Origin of the sequence: Devosia sp., from assembly GCF_041917035.1 — a bacterium.
In the GTDB taxonomy this organism is placed as follows: Bacteria; Pseudomonadota; Alphaproteobacteria; order Rhizobiales; family Devosiaceae; genus Devosia_A.
Map to the genome: position 1 here is coordinate 1 of NZ_JAYRYM010000079.1, position 15,224 is coordinate 15,224.

General features: G+C 67.1%; 20 protein-coding genes and 1 other RNA gene. 18 read left to right on the plus strand and 3 right to left on the minus strand.

Annotated elements, in window-relative coordinates; translation table 11 throughout:
• Positions 1 to 1,505: transketolase family protein (locus tag ACE3TU_RS10195; RefSeq protein WP_374623592.1), on the minus strand; the 1,505-nt coding region annotated here is incomplete at its 3' end.
• Positions 1,506 to 1,698: 193 nt separating this feature from the next.
• Between ACE3TU_RS10195 and ACE3TU_RS10200 the strand changes: the two genes are divergently transcribed.
• The 9 genes from ACE3TU_RS10200 to ACE3TU_RS10240 all read left to right on the plus strand — a co-directional run bounded on the left by ACE3TU_RS10200 (position 1,699) and on the right by ACE3TU_RS10240 (position 7,785).
• Positions 1,699 to 1,989, plus strand: a complete 291-nt coding sequence (locus tag ACE3TU_RS10200) for a DUF4164 family protein (RefSeq protein ID WP_374623594.1) — start codon at positions 1,699 to 1,701, stop codon at positions 1,987 to 1,989.
• Between the two features lies 1 nt (position 1,990).
• On the plus strand, positions 1,991 to 2,368 hold the full coding sequence (locus ACE3TU_RS10205) for a cell division protein ZapA (protein ID WP_374623596.1): 378 nt from the start codon (positions 1,991 to 1,993) through the stop codon (positions 2,366 to 2,368).
• Between the two features lie 196 nt (positions 2,369 to 2,564).
• A complete protein-coding gene (locus tag ACE3TU_RS10210; RefSeq protein ID WP_374623598.1) occupies positions 2,565 to 3,884 on the plus strand; it encodes a hypothetical protein in 1,320 nt (439 codons plus the stop codon).
• A gap of 77 nt (positions 3,885 to 3,961) precedes the next feature.
• Positions 3,962 to 4,885, plus strand: a complete 924-nt coding sequence (locus tag ACE3TU_RS10215) for a hypothetical protein (protein ID WP_374623600.1) — start codon at positions 3,962 to 3,964, stop codon at positions 4,883 to 4,885.
• Between the two features lie 11 nt (positions 4,886 to 4,896).
• Complete coding sequence (locus ACE3TU_RS10220; protein WP_374623603.1) at positions 4,897 to 5,292, plus strand: hypothetical protein; 396 nt, start codon at positions 4,897 to 4,899, stop codon at positions 5,290 to 5,292.
• Positions 5,293 to 5,354: 62 nt separating this feature from the next.
• Positions 5,355 to 5,509, plus strand: a non-coding RNA gene (ssrS, locus tag ACE3TU_RS10225) — 6S RNA.
• A gap of 19 nt (positions 5,510 to 5,528) precedes the next feature.
• A complete protein-coding gene (locus ACE3TU_RS10230) occupies positions 5,529 to 6,125 on the plus strand; it encodes a 5-formyltetrahydrofolate cyclo-ligase (RefSeq protein ID WP_374623605.1) in 597 nt (198 codons plus the stop codon).
• Positions 6,122 to 6,937: a YmdB family metallophosphoesterase gene (locus ACE3TU_RS10235; RefSeq protein WP_374623607.1), complete on the plus strand. Its 816-nt coding sequence runs from the start codon at positions 6,122 to 6,124 to the stop codon at positions 6,935 to 6,937. The genes ACE3TU_RS10230 and ACE3TU_RS10235 overlap by 4 nt, the downstream gene beginning before the upstream one ends.
• A gap of 101 nt (positions 6,938 to 7,038) precedes the next feature.
• A complete protein-coding gene (locus tag ACE3TU_RS10240) occupies positions 7,039 to 7,785 on the plus strand; it encodes a YebC/PmpR family DNA-binding transcriptional regulator (RefSeq protein ID WP_374623610.1) in 747 nt (248 codons plus the stop codon).
• Positions 7,786 to 7,875: 90 nt separating this feature from the next.
• Here ACE3TU_RS10240 and ACE3TU_RS10245 read toward each other — a convergent pair whose 3' ends face one another.
• Positions 7,876 to 8,646, minus strand: coding sequence for a GGDEF domain-containing protein (locus ACE3TU_RS10245; protein ID WP_374623612.1), 771 nt, complete (start codon positions 8,644 to 8,646; stop codon positions 7,876 to 7,878).
• A 79-nt stretch (positions 8,647 to 8,725) separates the two neighbouring features.
• Entirely contained in the window at positions 8,726 to 9,493 is a 768-nt protein-coding gene (locus ACE3TU_RS10250) for a GGDEF domain-containing protein (protein WP_374623614.1), read from the minus strand.
• Positions 9,494 to 9,647: 154 nt separating this feature from the next.
• On the opposite strand from ACE3TU_RS10250, the gene ruvC reads away from it, so the two are divergent.
• The 9 genes from ruvC to ACE3TU_RS10295 all read left to right on the plus strand — a co-directional run.
• The gene (gene ruvC / locus ACE3TU_RS10255) at positions 9,648 to 10,151 is read left to right on the plus strand and encodes a crossover junction endodeoxyribonuclease RuvC (RefSeq protein ID WP_374623636.1); all 504 of its coding nucleotides are present in this window, start codon (positions 9,648 to 9,650) and stop codon (positions 10,149 to 10,151) included.
• On the plus strand, positions 10,148 to 10,765 hold the full coding sequence (gene ruvA / locus ACE3TU_RS10260; RefSeq protein WP_374623616.1) for a Holliday junction branch migration protein RuvA: 618 nt from the start codon (positions 10,148 to 10,150) through the stop codon (positions 10,763 to 10,765). The genes ruvC and ruvA overlap by 4 nt, the downstream gene beginning before the upstream one ends.
• Before the next feature lie 137 nt (positions 10,766 to 10,902).
• A complete protein-coding gene (locus tag ACE3TU_RS10265; protein ID WP_374623619.1) occupies positions 10,903 to 11,190 on the plus strand; it encodes an AbrB/MazE/SpoVT family DNA-binding domain-containing protein in 288 nt (95 codons plus the stop codon).
• Positions 11,187 to 11,582 (plus strand): PIN domain-containing protein, encoded by a 396-nt coding sequence (locus ACE3TU_RS10270; protein ID WP_374623622.1) that lies wholly within the window; start codon positions 11,187 to 11,189, stop codon positions 11,580 to 11,582. Before ACE3TU_RS10265 ends, ACE3TU_RS10270 begins: the two co-directional genes overlap by 4 nt.
• On the plus strand, positions 11,579 to 12,619 hold the full coding sequence (gene ruvB, locus ACE3TU_RS10275; protein ID WP_374623625.1) for a Holliday junction branch migration DNA helicase RuvB: 1,041 nt from the start codon (positions 11,579 to 11,581) through the stop codon (positions 12,617 to 12,619). Before ACE3TU_RS10270 ends, ruvB begins: the two co-directional genes overlap by 4 nt.
• Positions 12,616 to 13,011 (plus strand): tol-pal system-associated acyl-CoA thioesterase, encoded by a 396-nt coding sequence (gene ybgC, locus ACE3TU_RS10280; RefSeq protein WP_374623628.1) that lies wholly within the window; start codon positions 12,616 to 12,618, stop codon positions 13,009 to 13,011. The genes ruvB and ybgC overlap by 4 nt, the downstream gene beginning before the upstream one ends.
• Positions 13,012 to 13,192: 181 nt before the next feature.
• Entirely contained in the window at positions 13,193 to 13,897 is a 705-nt protein-coding gene (gene tolQ, locus ACE3TU_RS10285) for a protein TolQ (RefSeq protein ID WP_374623639.1), read from the plus strand.
• Complete coding sequence (locus tag ACE3TU_RS10290) at positions 13,897 to 14,352, plus strand: ExbD/TolR family protein (RefSeq protein WP_374623631.1); 456 nt, start codon at positions 13,897 to 13,899, stop codon at positions 14,350 to 14,352. Before tolQ ends, ACE3TU_RS10290 begins: the two co-directional genes overlap by 1 nt.
• Positions 14,353 to 14,356: 4 nt before the next feature.
• On the plus strand, positions 14,357 to 15,224 hold an 868-nt coding region (locus ACE3TU_RS10295), incomplete at its 3' end, for a hypothetical protein (protein WP_374623634.1).

The following is a 15,224-nucleotide window of genomic DNA, read 5'->3' on the forward strand; positions in this document are numbered from 1 at the left end:
TGCCAGCACTCGAGGGTTTCGACCGCGTCGGCGGGACGGAAGACGAGCAGGCCCGGGATGGCGCGCAGGGTCGACAGATGCTCGACCGGCTGATGCGTCGGGCCGTCCTCGCCGAGACCGATGGAATCGTGGGTCATCACGTAGATGACCTTCTGCCCCATGATGGCGGAGAGGCGGATCGAGGGGCGGGCATAGTCGGTGAACACGAGGAAGGTGCCGCCATAGGGGATGAAGCCCTTGTGCAGCGCGATGCCGTTCATGGCCGCCGCCATCTCGTGCTCGCGAATGCCGTAGCGCATGTAGCGGCCGGTGCGGTCGGCGGCGGTGAAGGGCAGGGTCTCGGCGGTATTGGTGAGGTTGGAGCCGGTGAGATCGGCGGAACCGCCGATGGTCTCGGGCAGCACCTTGTTGATGACCTCGAGCGCCATCTGGCTGGCCTTGCGCGAAGCGACCTTGGGCTTGTCGGCGACGAGCTTCGACTTGAAGGCGTCGATGGTCGCGGCCCAGTTGGCCGGCAGTTCGCCCTTGAGGCGGCGCTCGAACTCGGCGCGCCTGTCGGCCGGGGCGGCAGCGAGGCGCCCGGCCCAGGCGCCGCGGGCATTGGCCGAGCGCGTGCCGGCGGCCCGCCAGGCGTTCAGCGTCTCGGCGGGAATCTCGAAGGCGGGGTAGGTGATGCCTAGCTTCTCCTTGGCGCCCTTCAGTTCCTCGGCGCCGAGCGGAGACCCGTGCACGGCATGGCTGCCGGCCTTTTTGGGCGCGCCAAAGCCGATGGTGGTCCTGGCCGCGACCAGCGTCGGCCGGTCGGACGACTTGGCGGCGAGCAGCGCCTTCTCGACGGCGTGCTGGTCGTGGCCGTCGATCTCGATGGTGTGCCAGCCGCAGGCCTTGAAGCGGGCGATCTGGTCGGTCGAGTCGGCGTTCGACACGGCGCCGTCGATGGTGATGTTGTTGTTGTCCCAGATCACGCAGAGCTTGTTGAGCCTGAGGTGCCCGGCCAGCGAGATGGCCTCCTGGCTGATGCCCTCCATCAGGCAGCCGTCGCCGGCCAGGACCCAGGTCATGTGGTCGACCAGGTCCGAACCGAACTCGGCGGCGAGCTTGGCCTCGGCGATGGCGAAGCCGACGGAGTTGGCGATACCCTGGCCGAGCGGTCCGGTGGTGGTCTCGATGCCGGCGGCGAAATGGTATTCGGGGTGTCCGGCGGTGCGCGCGCCGAGCTGGCGGAACTGCTTGACCTGGTCGATGGTCATGTCCTCGTAGCCGAGCAGATAGAGCACCGAATAGAGCAGCATCGAGCCGTGGCCGGCCGACAGGATGAAGCGGTCGCGATCCGGCCACCAGGGATCGGCCGGATCGAACTTCATCACCTTGGTGAACAGGACCGTGGCGATATCGGCGCAACCCATGGGCAGCCCGGGGTGGCCCGAATTGGCCTTCTCCACCGCATCCATCGACAGGGAACGGATGGCGTTGGCCAAGTCGTTGGCCTGGGCAGAATTGGTCATGGTGGCGCTCTCGCTCGGGTGTGGGAAGGCCCGCAATGCCGGGCGCCCCGAACCCTCCTGCCGAGGCGGGATGACGCTTAACAGGTTCGATTGACCTGTCAATGTCACCCTAAGTCGCTGGCAGATTGTCGCGCCCGGCCGGCTTTGCGCTATAGTCGCACGGGGAATCGCCGGTGTTTCGGGGAGTGCGCGCGTGTCCGAGCCGACAATCGAAGAGGGCTACGAAGCAGCCGCGGTGCGGCTCGACCGTGCCTTTGCACGGCTCGAGGCCAGCGTAAGGAGCCTCAACGGGCGGATGCGGGCGCATGCCCGGATCGAGGCCGAGACCAACAAGCTGATCAACGAGCGGGCCCGGCTCGCGGCCGAACTCGACAAGGCGAGCGCGCGGGCGAAGCGGCTCGATGACAGCGCCGGCGAGGTGGCGCGGCGGCTCGTGGTGGCGATGGAGTCGGTGCGCGAAGTGCTGGCGGGGGACGAAGCGTGACATGCCCGAGGTGACCGTCGACATCAATGGCCGCAAGTACCGCATGGCCTGCGAGGAGGGGCAGGAAACGCACCTGATGCACCTCGCCGACCGCTTCAACCGGCATATCGACAGCTTCAAGGGGACGTTCGGCGAGATCGGCGACAACCGGCTGACGGTGATGGCCGGGATCGCCGTGCTCGACGAACTGGCGGAGGCCGAGCGGCGGATCGAGTTGCTCAAGCAGGACGTGGCGACGCTCACCGAAGCGGGACATGCCCTGACCCAGGAGGCGGAGGAGCTCGAGCGCCGGCTGGCCAAACGCCTCAACGAGGCGGCGCGCAAGGTGGAGGCCATCGCCACCGCGATCGACGAGACGGGCGCCGCGTCGGGCCCCTGACCTGCCGGGCGCCGGTCCCGCAAGTTGTTCGCAGACCGACAACTTGCGCCGGCCATCAAGCTACTTCCCCGCCCAAGTGCATCGGAAGCTCGTTTCGCGGGTTTCTTCCGAACGTCCAGAAATCACGCAGTAGTTCAGCAATCGTTCAGACTGAGGGGCGCAGCCTCGCCAACGGGTTTGGATGGAGGGCTCCAACATGCGTGGATGGCAGGCACTGGCCGCAGTCTCGATCGCGGCACTCGGCATGGCGACGGGTGCGTCGTCGGCAGCCGACAAGGTTTTCGACAACCCGATGGTGTTCGACGTGCCGATCGACTGGTGCACCAGCGCCGGCGGCAAGTGCGGCAGCGCGGCCGCGGACCTGTTCTGCGAGTCGCAGGGATTCAAGGAATCGCTGAAGTTCAAGAAGCAGGCGACGAGCGAGATGACGATCTATTTCGCCAGCGGCAAGGCCTGCACCAACGGCAAATGCGAGGCACTCACCCAGGTGACGTGCAGCGGCGGCAATGGCGGCGAACTGCAGGTCGAGGCCAGCACAGAGAGCGATTTCGGCGACGTGGAGGGCGAAGAGGAAGAGGAGTCCACCGAGGCGCCGGGGCCGAATGCCTTCCCGCAGGTGGTGCAGAGCTTCGACCTCAAGGGCCAGATCAAGAACGATCCGAGCGTCGTCGCCAACCCGGCCGACCCGAACAACCCGGTCGCGGTGTTCGGGCGGGGCATGGACGATGCGCTCTGGTTCACCGTCGGCGACGGCGTGAGCGGCTGGAAGGGCTGGAAGCAGATCGGCGGGCTGATCAAGCTGGCGCCCGGTTGCGCCAGCCACAATGCCTCGTACAACGGTCCGCAGACCCAGCTCGTCTCGTGCTTCGTGGTCGGGGCCGACGACGCGATCTGGTATACGGACCAGTTGCCGGGCAAGCCGGGCAGCTTCAGCGGGTTCAACCAGCTGGGCGGGCTGACCAAATCGTCGCCCTCGGCAGTGGGTGCCGTGGACGAGGCGGGCAACCGGGCGCTCTACGTGTTCGTGCGCGGCCTCGACAACCGGCTGTGGTACAACCAGTTCCGCCCCGAAGTGATCAGCGCGGTCGACCCGGTGGGCTGGCTGGGCTGGGTGCCGATCGGCTACGAGATGGCCGGCGCTCCGACCTGCGTGAGCATGGGCGGCAATCACATCGACTGCTACTTCCGCGGTGCCAAGGGCGAGATCGTCGAGGCCCCCAACGTGTTCGGCCGCGGCCCGCAGACCCCGCTCGGAGGTGAGACCGAGAAGCGGCCGGGCGTGCTGGTCTCGAAGGACTTCCAGCAGGTGCGCATCCTCGTCAAGGGGATGGACGAGATGATGTGGGTGAAGTCGTGGAAGTCCGGATCGGGCTTCAAGGACTGGCGTCCGACCGAGCTGCCGATGTTCGGCCAACCCAGCTGCCGCGATCTCGGGGACGGACGCGCCAGCTGCGTGTCGGCCGACGCCGACGGCCGGGTAAAGGCCGACATCATCCCCTTCGACATGATCCGCTGACGGTGGCCGGCCCCCGGGCCGGTCCCCTCGCGGGGCAGTTTCCACAGAGCGCGATCCGCGCAAGAGAGGGAAGACCAATGCGTGCAGCAAGACTTCTGGGGGCGGCCGTTGCCGTGCTCGTCGGCCTGTGCGGTGCCGGCCAGGCCTACGACGAGCTGGGCGGCGTCATCGAATCCGACCTGTCGATCACGAGCGGCGGCGGCGGAGCTACCGACTACGCGGTGTTCGGCCGGGGATCGGACAACGGATTGTGGTGGCGGGCGAAGGTCGGCGAGAACTGGACCGACTGGGACCGGATCGGCGATCCGGACATCATGAAATACGCGCCGGCCTGCGCCACCATGGACCGGCGCATCCATTGCGCCTTCGTGGGCATGGATAACTCGGTCTACCTCGTCTACCAGCCGATGACGGATGCGGTGAAGTGGGACGGTCCCTTCGACATCGGCGGCAAGAGCAAGTTCAGCCCGACGGTCAAGGTCAGCTACGAGAGCAGCGATACGCCGGTGTTCGAGGTGTATGTGCGCGGGCTGGACGGGCAACTGTTCCTCAACAGCGCCACGCAAGGCGGCTGGAGCGGCTGGAGCCCGCTGGGCCAGATCGGCGGAACGCCCGTCTGCGCCGGAAGCACGCGCGACTCGACCGACCCCTTCGACGACGAGGTGCTGTGCGCCTGGCGCGACGGCGACGACCGGCTGTTCGCCTCGGTGATGGCCAACCAGCCCTACACCTGGCTGGATACTCAGGGGATGTCGACCGGCAAGCCGACCATCACCCGGCAGCAGGGCAAGTGGCCCTACCGGATGCTGGTGCGGGGGTTCGACGGCATCCTATGGTACAACAACTACCGGCTCGGCTGGCAGGGCTGGCGGTCTTCCGGAACGCAGACGAACGGATCGCTCGCCTGCATCGAGGAAGCGGGGGACACCATCTGCGCCAGCCGGACTGCGGCGAAGGCCGTCGAGGTCATCGTCTACTCCAACTCCAATTTCGCACAGTGAGGAGCCCTGCGATGTCGACCCTGTTCCGCCTTGCCGCCGCAACCATTGGCCTGCTGGCCATCCTCTCCGGCGCCGCGATGGCGGCCACCACTTCGGCCACCTTCAGCCCGCCGCTGATCCGCGCGGTAAGCCCCGATGCCTGCCTCACCCCCGGCGGTGACTGTGGCAAGACGACCGCCGACGCCTTCTGCAAGGCGGCCGGGTTCCAGGAATCGCGCAAGCACGTGCCGTTGAGCGCCTGGAAGGGGGCGCTCCCCAGCGGCGTGACGATGAAGACGATCTACCTGGGCAACGGCAAGACCTGCGGCCGCGAGTGCCAGCCGCTGGTCCTGATTGCATGCTACAGCTCGTCGCCGACCTTCTCGGCGACGTCGAGCTCGGATTTCGGGACCGTCACCGGGCCCTGATCCGAGGTGAGCCTCCGAACGCAAAGAACCGCTTGGCCTGAGGGGGGCTGGGCACCTATATTGGGCTGCTGCCCGGTGCGTGTTGGACCTATTCCCCGGGGCCGTACTGATCCTGAAGGGAGCTGTCCCCGCCCGGACCCGTGGGTTCGGGCACACGGCGCCCACCTACGTAAGTAGGCGCCCGGGATCTGCGTCCCACGGCCAGGGCGGCACCTGCTATTCGCCGGAAGGCGCCGATGAGCGACGACAAGATCGATGAGGCGAAGGCGGGGCTGCGGACCCAGGCGCACAAGCGGCGGGCGCAGTTCCACCACTCGCTGCGGCAGGAGGCGTCGCGGGCGGCTGTCCAGCACTTCCTGCGCGACGTGCCGCTGGGCAAGTCCGAGATCGTCGCCGGCTACTGGCCGATCCGCGACGAACTCGACATCAAGGAACTGATCGCCAAGCTGATGGATGCCGGCCAGCCGGTGTGCCTGCCGGTGGTGCTGGGCGACGAGCAGCCGCTCGAACTGAGGCTGTGGCAGGAGGGGGCGCCGCTCTACGAGGCCGGGTTTGGGACACTGGCGCCCGAAGATGGGGCGCCGCGTGTGGTGCCGGACGTCATCCTGATGCCGTTGCTCGGCTTCGACAGCCAGGGGACGCGGCTCGGCTACGGTGGCGGCTACTACGACCGGACGCTGGCGGGTCTTGCCACCCGGCCGCGGCTGATCGGGTTCGCGTTCGCCCTGCAGGAAGTCGAGCGGATCCCGCGCGAGCCGCATGACGTGCCGCTGGACATGATCGTCACCGAACAGGGCGTGCGCCGGTTCGACGGGAAGGCCGGTCAGACGTGAGACTGCTGTTTCTGGGGGATGTCGTCGGCAAGTCGGGCCGCGACGGGGTGGCTGACCGGCTGCCGGGGCTGATCGAGCGGCACGGCTTCGACTTCGTCGTCGTCAACGGCGAGAATGCCAGCCACGGCCGGGGGCTGACCGAGGGGCATTTCGGCGAAATCCGCGAGGCCGGCGCCGACGTCGTGACGCTGGGCGACCATGCCTTCGACCAGCGCGACACGCTGAGCTACATTGCCCGCGAGCCGACGCTGCTCCGCCCGATCAACCTGCCGCCGGGCACGCCGGGGCGGGGCGCCAATCTCTACGAGAGCCGGGCGGGGCAGCGGGTGCTGGTGATCAATGCGCAGGGCCGGGTGTTCATGAACCCGATCGACGATCCGTTCCGGGCCGTCGAGGCGGCAATCGCCGCCTGCCCGCTGGGCGAGCAGGCGGACGCGGTGGTGGTGGATTTCCACACCGAGGCGACGTCCGAAATCCAGGCGATGGGGTTCTTCCTCGATGGCCGGGCGAGCCTCGTGGTCGGCACGCACACGCATATTCCGACCGCCGACCACCGCATCCTCAGGCAGGGCACGGCGCTGATGGCAGACGCAGGGATGTGCGGGGATTTCGACTCGATCATCGGCGTCGATATCGAAGAGCCGCTGACCCGCTTCCTCACCGGCATCTCAAACGGACGGTTCACCCCGGCCGAGGGCGAGGCGACCCTGTGTGGCGTCGCCATCGAGACCGATGCGCGGACCGGGCTCGCGACGCGGATGTTCCCGGTGCGCGTTGGCGGGACGCTGAGCCAGGCCGAGCCGGAGTTCTAGCCGGCCCGATGGCGCGGCATTGCGCGCAACAGCTTTATTTTCGCCGCGCTCGCCCCTATAACCCGCCTCCAATCACGAACGCCAGCAACAGGGGTGACCGCATGGCCGGCCATTCGCATGCCAAGAACATCATGCACCGCAAGGGCAAGTCCGACGCGGCGCGCTCAAAGGTCTTTTCCAAGCTGGCCCGCGAAATCACCGTGGCGGCCAAGCTCGGCATGCCGGATCCGGCCTTCAACGCCCGGCTCAGGCTGGCCGTACAGAACGCCCGCGCGCAGTCCATGCCAAAGGACAATATCGACCGCGCCATCAAGAAGGCAGCCGGAAATGACGGCGAGAACTACGAGGAAATCCGTTACGAGGGCTACGGCCCGGGTGGGGTGGCGGTGATCGTCGAGGCCCTGACCGACAACCGCAACCGCACCGCCTCGAACGTGCGGTCGACGTTCTCGAAGAACGGCGGGGCGCTGGGGGAAACCAACTCCGTCGGCTTCATGTTCGACCGCGTCGGCGAGATCGCCTATCCGGCCTCGGCGGGGGACGCCGACAAGGTGATGGAAGCGGCCATCGAAGCGGGCGCCGACGACGTCGAGAGTGACGAGGACGGGCACTGGATCTATACCTCGTTCGAGAGCATGGCCGACGTGTCGGCGGCCCTCGAGAAGGCGCTCGGCGAGCCGGAATCGGCCAAGTTCATCTTCAGGCCGCAGAATTATGTGCCGGTCGATGCCGAGAAGGGCGAGACGCTGATGAAGCTGATCGCCATTCTCGAGGACGATGACGACGTGCAGAACGTCTATACCAATGTCGAGCTGAGCGACGAGGACGCGGCGCGGCTCGCGTCCTGAGCCCTTGCCGCCCGCGCTGCGGCGCTGGTGCGGCCCATCGCCCTCCGTCAGGCAGTGCGATCGCCGTCCGGAGCGGCTTCCCCGCGGCCGTCACGCGGCCAGCGAGGCGACAGGGCGGACGTCCGAGATCGGCGCCACCAGCACGCGGTCGCGCCCGTTCCGCTTGGCCAGGTAGAGTTGCTGGTCGGCGCGGCGGAACAGCTCGTTATAGGGCACGGGCTGCTCGTAGACGGCGCCGCCGATGCTCACCGAGATGGGGTGCGGTGCGCCCGAGGGCGCGAAGGCGATGGCGCGGACATTGCTGCGGATGCGCTCGGCGACCGCTTCGGCGGTGATCGGGGTGCTGCCGGGAAGCAGGACGCCGAATTCCTCGCCACCCAGCCTGCCGACGCGATCAGCGCGGCGCAGCACGCCGCGGATGGCTCCGGCGATCAACCGCAGCGCCTCGTCGCCCGCATCATGCCCGTAGCTGTCATTGATGGCCTTAAAGTTGTCGGCATCGATGACGAGCAGGGCCCCGCGTTCTTGGCGCGGATGCTGCCCGGGGCCGAGATGGGCCTCGACCTCGGCGGTGAAGGCCGCCCGGTTGAGCAGTCCGGTAAGGGCATCGAGCGACGCATATTCGGTCAGGCGGTGATGGGCGATAGCCAGTTCGCGCAGCTTGCCGGTCAGGAAGAACAGCAGCGGCGCGGCAAGCCCGGTGGGCAGCAGGATGTCGACGAGGATGGCCCGCAGGCGGGCCTGCTCGCTGAGGTTCGGGAAGTTGAAGGAATCGACGAACAGCGCCGCAGCAATGCATGCCGCGGTTCCCAGTATCGTCCACAGATAGACGCGGCCCATGCCGCGCGGGGAGAAATCCACCGCCTGCTCCTTTCCGGTCGGACAAGGATAGGGCGGGAGTGTTGTGATCAGGTCTCCCCGATGCTTCGGGTTTTACCGATCAGTGGCCGCCACCGGACTCGATCCGGGCGGCCGGTTCGCTGAACAGGTGCTGGTTGCGTCCGTTGCGCTTGGCCTCGTAGAGCCGACGATCGGCGATGCGGAACAGTTCCGCGAAGGTCAGGCGCCCGTGCGTCGTGGCACCGCCGATGCTGACCGAAAGGCGCTGCGACAAGCCATCTCCCTGCACGCTCAGGGCGTTGATGTGTTCGCGGATGCGCTCGGCGGTGTGCTCGGCGGCGACCTCGTCGACATCGCGCAGGAAGACGCCGAACTCCTCGCCGCCCAGCCGACCGACCAGATCGGAGTCGCGGACGTTGGCCTTGATGCCATCGGCGATCAGGCGGAGCACCTCGTCGCCGCGATGATGGCCGAAGCGATCGTTGATCGTCTTGAAGTGGTCGGCATCGACGACGAGCAGCGCGTTGGTGCCGGGGGTCTTGCCCTGCAGCACGGCGTCCACCTCGTTGGTGAAGACGCGGCGATTGAGGCAGTCGGTCAGCCAGTCCGTCGACGCGAGCGCCTCGAGGCGACGGTTGGCTTCGCCCAATTGCTGCGTGCGCAACTGCAGGTAGAACAGCATCGGCCCACCGAGCAACAGGGGCAGGACGAGCGAGGCAATCGCGCCGGCCAGGTCGAGGCCCTGCGACAACACGAGCATCACCGCCTGGGCGAGCGCCAGCGAGCCGAGCGAGGACAGCGCCATGATGACAAGGGTGCCTCGCCAGATCCGGCCCCAGGCCGCCGGCGGCAAGCGGGAGTTTTCCATTGCGCGTCCTCAACAGTATCCGGACCATGACGCAAAAACCCTTGCACCACACTTAACCCGGAGGGGGCCGGCGGAGTTTTTGGAGCGGACGGAGCGTTTCCGTTTCGTTCACAAAGCGCTTGGTAGGTTTGGTGACGTGTCCTATTGCTCGGGGATGGCCGAAATGGTGCGAATCATCGGGATCGACCCCGGACTGCGGCGATGTGGCTGGGGGGTGCTGGAGAGCACCGGCAACCGGCTGAGCTTCGTCGCCTGCGGGACCATCCTGCCGCCGGTGGAGCTCAGTCTCGCCGAGCGACTGGTGCACCTGCACCGCCACCTCAACGAACTCATCGACCGCTTTGCGCCCGACGAGGCGGCGGTCGAGGAAACGTTCGTTTCGGCCGGAGCGCGCTCGGCGCTGCAGCTGGGGCAGGCGCGCGGCGTGGTGCTGATGACCCCGGCGGCCCGTGGGCTGCCGGTCGGAGAATATGCGGCAAACCTGATCAAGAAATCGGTGGTGGGGACGGGGCATGCCGAGAAGGGGCAGATCCAGATGATGATCAAGATCCTGCTCCCGGCGGCGGACTTCAAGGGCGCCGACGCGGCGGACGCGCTGGCCATTGCGGTCTGCCACGCGCATCACAGGGGTATGCGCCAGCTGCGGGCGACGGCATGATCGGCAAGCTCAAGGGCCTCGTCGACGGCTACGGCGACGACTTCGTGCATCTCGACGTCAACGGCGTCGTCTACGAGGCGTTCTGCTCGGCCAAGACGCTGGCGGCGCTGCCGCAGGTGGGGCACGCGGCGGTGCTGCACACCGAGATGATCGTGCGCGAGGACATGATCCGGCTCTACGGGTTCTTCAGCGATGCGGAAAAAGCCTGGTTCACCACGCTGATGACGGTGCAGGGGGTGGGCGCGCGAGTGGCGCTCTCGGTGCTCTCGGTACTGACCCCGGGGGAGTTGTCGAGCGCGATCGCGCTGCAGGACAAGGCGATGATCGGCCGGGCCAATGGGGTGGGGCCGAAGCTCGCGGTGCGCATCGTCACCGAGCTGAAGGGCAAGGCGCCGGTCGGCGGCAGCGTCGATGCCGGCACGCTCGGGCTGCAGGCGGCGCTGGGCGAAGGCGTGGCGGCGGGCAATGTGGCGGACGCGGTCTCGGCCCTGGTCAACCTCGGCTACTCGAGCGCGCAAGCCTCGGCCGCGGTGGCGCGGGTGGTGGGCCGCGAGGGCGACGGGGTGGCGACGGACAAGCTGATCCGGCTGGGGCTGCGGGAATTGAGCAGCTGAATAACGGCCACGGCGGTGATGTTGTCCCGCTTACTCGCGATCGACCTGATCAGCGCAGCGGTACAGGTCAGCGCCTTGCATGCGCGCGCAGTATTCCTTACATTGTTGTCGATGTAAGGAACATTTCAGAGGTAAGAATGGCCGTCAGGGTAAGGGAACGGTACCTGGGTAAGGTGACTTCGAAGGGCCAAACCACTGTCCCCAAGGAAGTACGGGACTTTCTGGGCCTGGAAGAGGGGACGCAGATGGAGTGGATTCTGGACGATGATGGCAAGGCGACCGTTAGGCCGAGGAAGAAGCTGAGGGCCATCGATCTTGCGGGTATGCTGGGCCCATCAAAGGTGGGACCGGTATCCGTTGAAGAAATGAATGAAGCGATTGGTGATGCAATCGTTGAGCGGTACGAGCGATCGCTCAAGAAATGATCGGCGTAGATACCAACGTTCTGGTGCAGCTGTTCATCACTGAGGAACCGCAGAGCTCGAAGTCCGTGGAGTTCTTTGCCGCCCGCTCGCAAGAGGACCCAAGCTACGTGCCTTTGGTGGTGATGGCTGAATCCGCATGGGTGCTACGGCGAAAGTACAAGCAAAGCGCGGAGCAAGTCGGTCGCGTGATTCAGTCAATCCTCGACTCGGATGATTTCGTCGTCGAACGCCGAGATCTGGTGGAATGGGCTCTCGTCAACTACGGGCACACGCGCATCGATTTCTCAGACTTGCTGATTGCGCGGGCCAGCGAACTCGCGGGGGCGGTCCGCGTGGTCACCTTTGATCGCGAAGCGGCCAAACGCATTCCCGGCATGGAACTGCTCAAGTGACCGACCTGACCTCCCCTGCCGCCGGTCGCGACGATCCGCTCGATGTGTCGCTCAGGCCCTCGGGCTTTGCCGAGTTCATCGGGCAGGCCGAGGCGCGGGCGAATCTCGAGGTGTTCATCGCCGCCGCCAGGCAGCGGAAGGCGGCGCTCGACCATGTGCTGTTCGTCGGCCCCCCGGGGCTGGGAAAGACCACGCTGGCGCAGATCGTCGCGCGCGAACTGGGCGTCGGGTTCCGGGCGACGTCGGGGCCGGTGATCGCCAAGGCGGGAGACCTCGCGGCGCTCCTGACCAATCTCGAAGAGCGCGACGTGCTGTTCATCGACGAGATCCACCGGCTCAACCCGGCGGTCGAGGAAATCCTCTATCCGGCCATGGAGGACTACCAGCTCGACCTGATCATCGGCGAGGGACCGGCGGCGCGCTCGGTGCGCATCGACCTGGCGAAATTCACCCTGGTGGGGGCGACGACGCGGGCGGGGCTGCTGACGACTCCGCTGCGCGACCGCTTCGGCATCCCGATCCGGCTGAACTTCTATACGCCCGATGAGCTGGTGAAGATCGTCGAGCGCGGGGCGCGGCTGATGGGTACGCCCATGGCATCGGACGGAGCGATGGAAGTCGCCCGCCGGTCGCGCGGCACACCGCGCATTGCCGGGCGGCTGTTGCGTCGGGTGGCGGATTTCGCGCTCTACGAGGGCGCCACCAGCATCGACCGCAAGCTTGCCGACAAGGCGCTGCTGCGGCTCGATGTCGATGCGCGCGGGCTCGACATGCTGGATCGCCGGTACCTGAGGACGATCGCGGAGTTCTATGGCGGCGGGCCGGTCGGGATCGAGACCATGGCCGCCGCGCTCAGCGAACCGCGCGACGCGCTCGAGGAGATCGTCGAGCCCTACCTGATCCAGCAGGGCTTCATCCAGCGCACCCCGCGCGGCAGACTGCTGACGGCGATCGCGTTCCAGCACCTGGGGCTGAGCGTGCCGCAGGGCTTCGTCGGGGTGCAGGCCAGCCTGTTCGAGGAGCCCGAGGGAGAGTGAGCGGCCACACGATCAGGGTCCGCGTCTACTACGAGGACACCGACTTCTCGGGCAATGTCTACCATGCGGCGTACCTGAACTTCTGCGAGCGGGGCAGGACGGAGTTCCTGCGCGACCTGGGGGTGCACCATTCCGAACTGATGCGCGACGGCATCGCCTTTGCCGTGCGCAGGATGAGCATCGACTTCCTTGCCGCCGCGCATATCGATGACCAGCTCGAGGTGGTGACCGAGGTCGCGTCGGCCACCGGCGCCCGGCTCAACCTGGTGCAGTCGGTCCGGCGCGACGGGGTCGAACTCGCCCGAGCGGAGGTGCAGGTGGTGGCGATCCGCATCGGAGGCGGCGCGGCCCGCATGCCCAAGGCGCTGCTGGGGCCGATCGGCAAAGCGTGATCGGCAGCGGAATCGGTTTGTTAACGCTTCATTGACCATAACTAAGGCAGTGCTGCTTGTACCGTGCCAAGGGTCCGGGAAACCGGGCTTTTCTCTTAAATTTGACAAATTTGGACCGCATCGACCGAGCATCAGATTCCGGTCGTCGGGGCCGGACTGAAAGGACCCATACATGGAAGCCATGGATGCCGTTGGCACGGTTGCTCCGCATGCCGACCTCTCGATCTGGGCGCTGTTCTGGCAGGCCGACCTGGTGGTCAAGAGCGTGATGATCGGGCTCCTCGCGGCCTCGGTCTGGTGCTGGGCGATCATCGTCGACAAGTCGATGCTGTTCGGTCGCGTCAAGCGCGAAATGAACCGGTTCGAGCGAGTGTTCTGGTCCGGCCAGTCGCTTGAGGAGCTCTACCAGCAGATGAGCGAGCGGCCGTCCCCGGGGCTGGGCGCGGTGTTCGTCGCGGCAATGAAGGAGTGGAAGCGCAGCCACGAGCAGAACGCGTCCTCGTTCATCGGCGTGCAGGGGCGGCTCGACAAGGTGCTGGACGTGGCGATCTCCCGCGAGAGCGAGGCGCTCGAAAAGCGCCTGGGTTTCCTCGCGACGGTCGGCTCGGCGTCGCCCTTCATCGGCCTCTTTGGCACGGTATGGGGCATCATGAACGCCTTCACCGCCATCTCGGCCGCCTCGAGCACGAACCTGTCGGTGGTCGCCGGACCGATCGCCGAGGCGCTGTTCGCCACGGCACTGGGCCTGCTCGCCGCCATCCCGGCGGTCATCGCCTACAACAAGCTCTCCGGTGATGCCAACAAGATGATCGGCCGGCTCGAGGGCTTTGCCGACGAGTTCTCCACCATCCTCAGCCGGCAACTCGAGGCGAGGGGTTCGCGCTGATGGCAATGGCGGTATCGAGCGGCGGAGGCGGCGGACGCCGGCGGGGCCGTCGGCGCGGCGGCGGCAGCAAGCCGATGAGCGAGATCAACGTCACCCCGATGGTCGACGTCATGCTGGTCCTGCTGATCATCTTCATGGTGGCGGCGCCGCTGATGACGGTCGGCGTGCCGATCGACCTGCCCAAGACCGCGGCCAAGCAGCTCAACACCGAACAGAAACCGGTGATCATCTCGGTCAACGACCTCGGCGCGATCTTCCTCGGCGACGAGCCGACGACACTCGAGGCGCTCCCCGGCCAACTGTCGCAGCTGGGCGTCGACGCGGCCAACGACCGCATCAACGTGCGCGGCGACGGCGCGGCGAGCTATGGCTCGGTGATGCAGGTGATGGGGGCACTGTCGGGCGCCGGCTATTCCAGGATCGGGCTGGTCACGGAACAGAAGCAGGACAACTGAGGCCATGCGCACCGGCCTCACGGTTTCAGCCATCTCCCATGCCGGACTGATCGCTCTGGCGATCATCGGGCTCGGGCTGGGCAGGCCGATCGAGACGCCGCCGGTCGAATCGATCGCCGTCGAGCTGGTGCCGGTGTCGGAATTCTCCAACATCCGGCTCGGTTCGCTCGAGAGCGAGATCGTCGATACCGAGACGCCGTCGGCGGTGGATGCCGACAAGCCGGCGGAACTGGCGCAGCCGACCGGGAACACCACCGAGGATCAGCCGACACCGCAGGACACACCCGATCCCAGCCCGGCGCCGACGCTCGAGACGGCACCGGCCCCGGACCTGCCCGAGCCCGCCCCCGAGCCCGAGCCTGAACCCGAACCCGCGGTGGCGCCGGTGCCGGAGAGCCGGCCGGAGCCGGAGCCGGAACCCGAGCCCGAGCCCGAGATCGAACCGTCGCCGGAGCCAGTGGCGCCGGTGGCGCCGATCGTTACCCCGGAGGAGACGCCCGACCCGGCCGAGGCGGCGCCGCAACCGCGGGTGCGGACGGCCGCGCTCGCGCAGAAGCGCGCCGAGTTCAAGAAGCAGCAGGACGCGGCCAAGAAGAAGGCGGCCGAGGACAAGAAGAAGGCCGAGGACGAAAAGAAGAAAGCCGCCGAGAAGCAGAAGGCCGAGGAGCAGAAGCGCATTGAGCAGGCCAAGGCCGACGAGCCGCTCGACCTGACCGACGAACTCGCCAATATCATCAACACCGAGGAATCGCGCGGCGCGACCAGCGGCGATGGCGGCGAGAAGACGCTCGGCCGGCAGGACGGCCGCTCGGCCACGCTCAGCCAATCCGAGATCGGCGCGCTGATCGCGCAGATCCGCGACTGCCTCGCCT

What these genes read in the sequence shown, in the direction of transcription:
- ACE3TU_RS10205 (WP_374623596.1), top strand. Translation starts at nt 1,991, where the DNA reads ATGCCCGAGGTGACCGTCGACATCAATGGCCGCAAGTACCGCATGGCC.
- ACE3TU_RS10210 (WP_374623598.1), top strand. Translation starts at nt 2,565, where the DNA reads ATGCGTGGATGGCAGGCACTGGCCGCAGTCTCGATCGCGGCACTCGGC.
- ACE3TU_RS10215 (WP_374623600.1), top strand. Translation starts at nt 3,962, where the DNA reads ATGCGTGCAGCAAGACTTCTGGGGGCGGCCGTTGCCGTGCTCGTCGGC.
- ACE3TU_RS10220 (WP_374623603.1), top strand. Translation starts at nt 4,897, where the DNA reads ATGTCGACCCTGTTCCGCCTTGCCGCCGCAACCATTGGCCTGCTGGCC.
- ACE3TU_RS10230 (WP_374623605.1), top strand. Translation starts at nt 5,529, where the DNA reads ATGAGCGACGACAAGATCGATGAGGCGAAGGCGGGGCTGCGGACCCAG.
- ACE3TU_RS10240 (WP_374623610.1), top strand. Translation starts at nt 7,039, where the DNA reads ATGGCCGGCCATTCGCATGCCAAGAACATCATGCACCGCAAGGGCAAG.
- ACE3TU_RS10250 (WP_374623614.1), bottom strand. Translation starts at nt 9,493, where the DNA reads ATGGAAAACTCCCGCTTGCCGCCGGCGGCCTGGGGCCGGATCTGGCGA.
- ruvC (WP_374623636.1), top strand. Translation starts at nt 9,648, where the DNA reads ATGGCCGAAATGGTGCGAATCATCGGGATCGACCCCGGACTGCGGCGA.
- ruvA (WP_374623616.1), top strand. Translation starts at nt 10,148, where the DNA reads ATGATCGGCAAGCTCAAGGGCCTCGTCGACGGCTACGGCGACGACTTC.
- ACE3TU_RS10265 (WP_374623619.1), top strand. Translation starts at nt 10,903, where the DNA reads ATGGCCGTCAGGGTAAGGGAACGGTACCTGGGTAAGGTGACTTCGAAG.
- ACE3TU_RS10270 (WP_374623622.1), top strand. Translation starts at nt 11,187, where the DNA reads ATGATCGGCGTAGATACCAACGTTCTGGTGCAGCTGTTCATCACTGAG.
- tolQ (WP_374623639.1), top strand. Translation starts at nt 13,193, where the DNA reads ATGGATGCCGTTGGCACGGTTGCTCCGCATGCCGACCTCTCGATCTGG.
- ACE3TU_RS10290 (WP_374623631.1), top strand. Translation starts at nt 13,897, where the DNA reads ATGGCAATGGCGGTATCGAGCGGCGGAGGCGGCGGACGCCGGCGGGGC.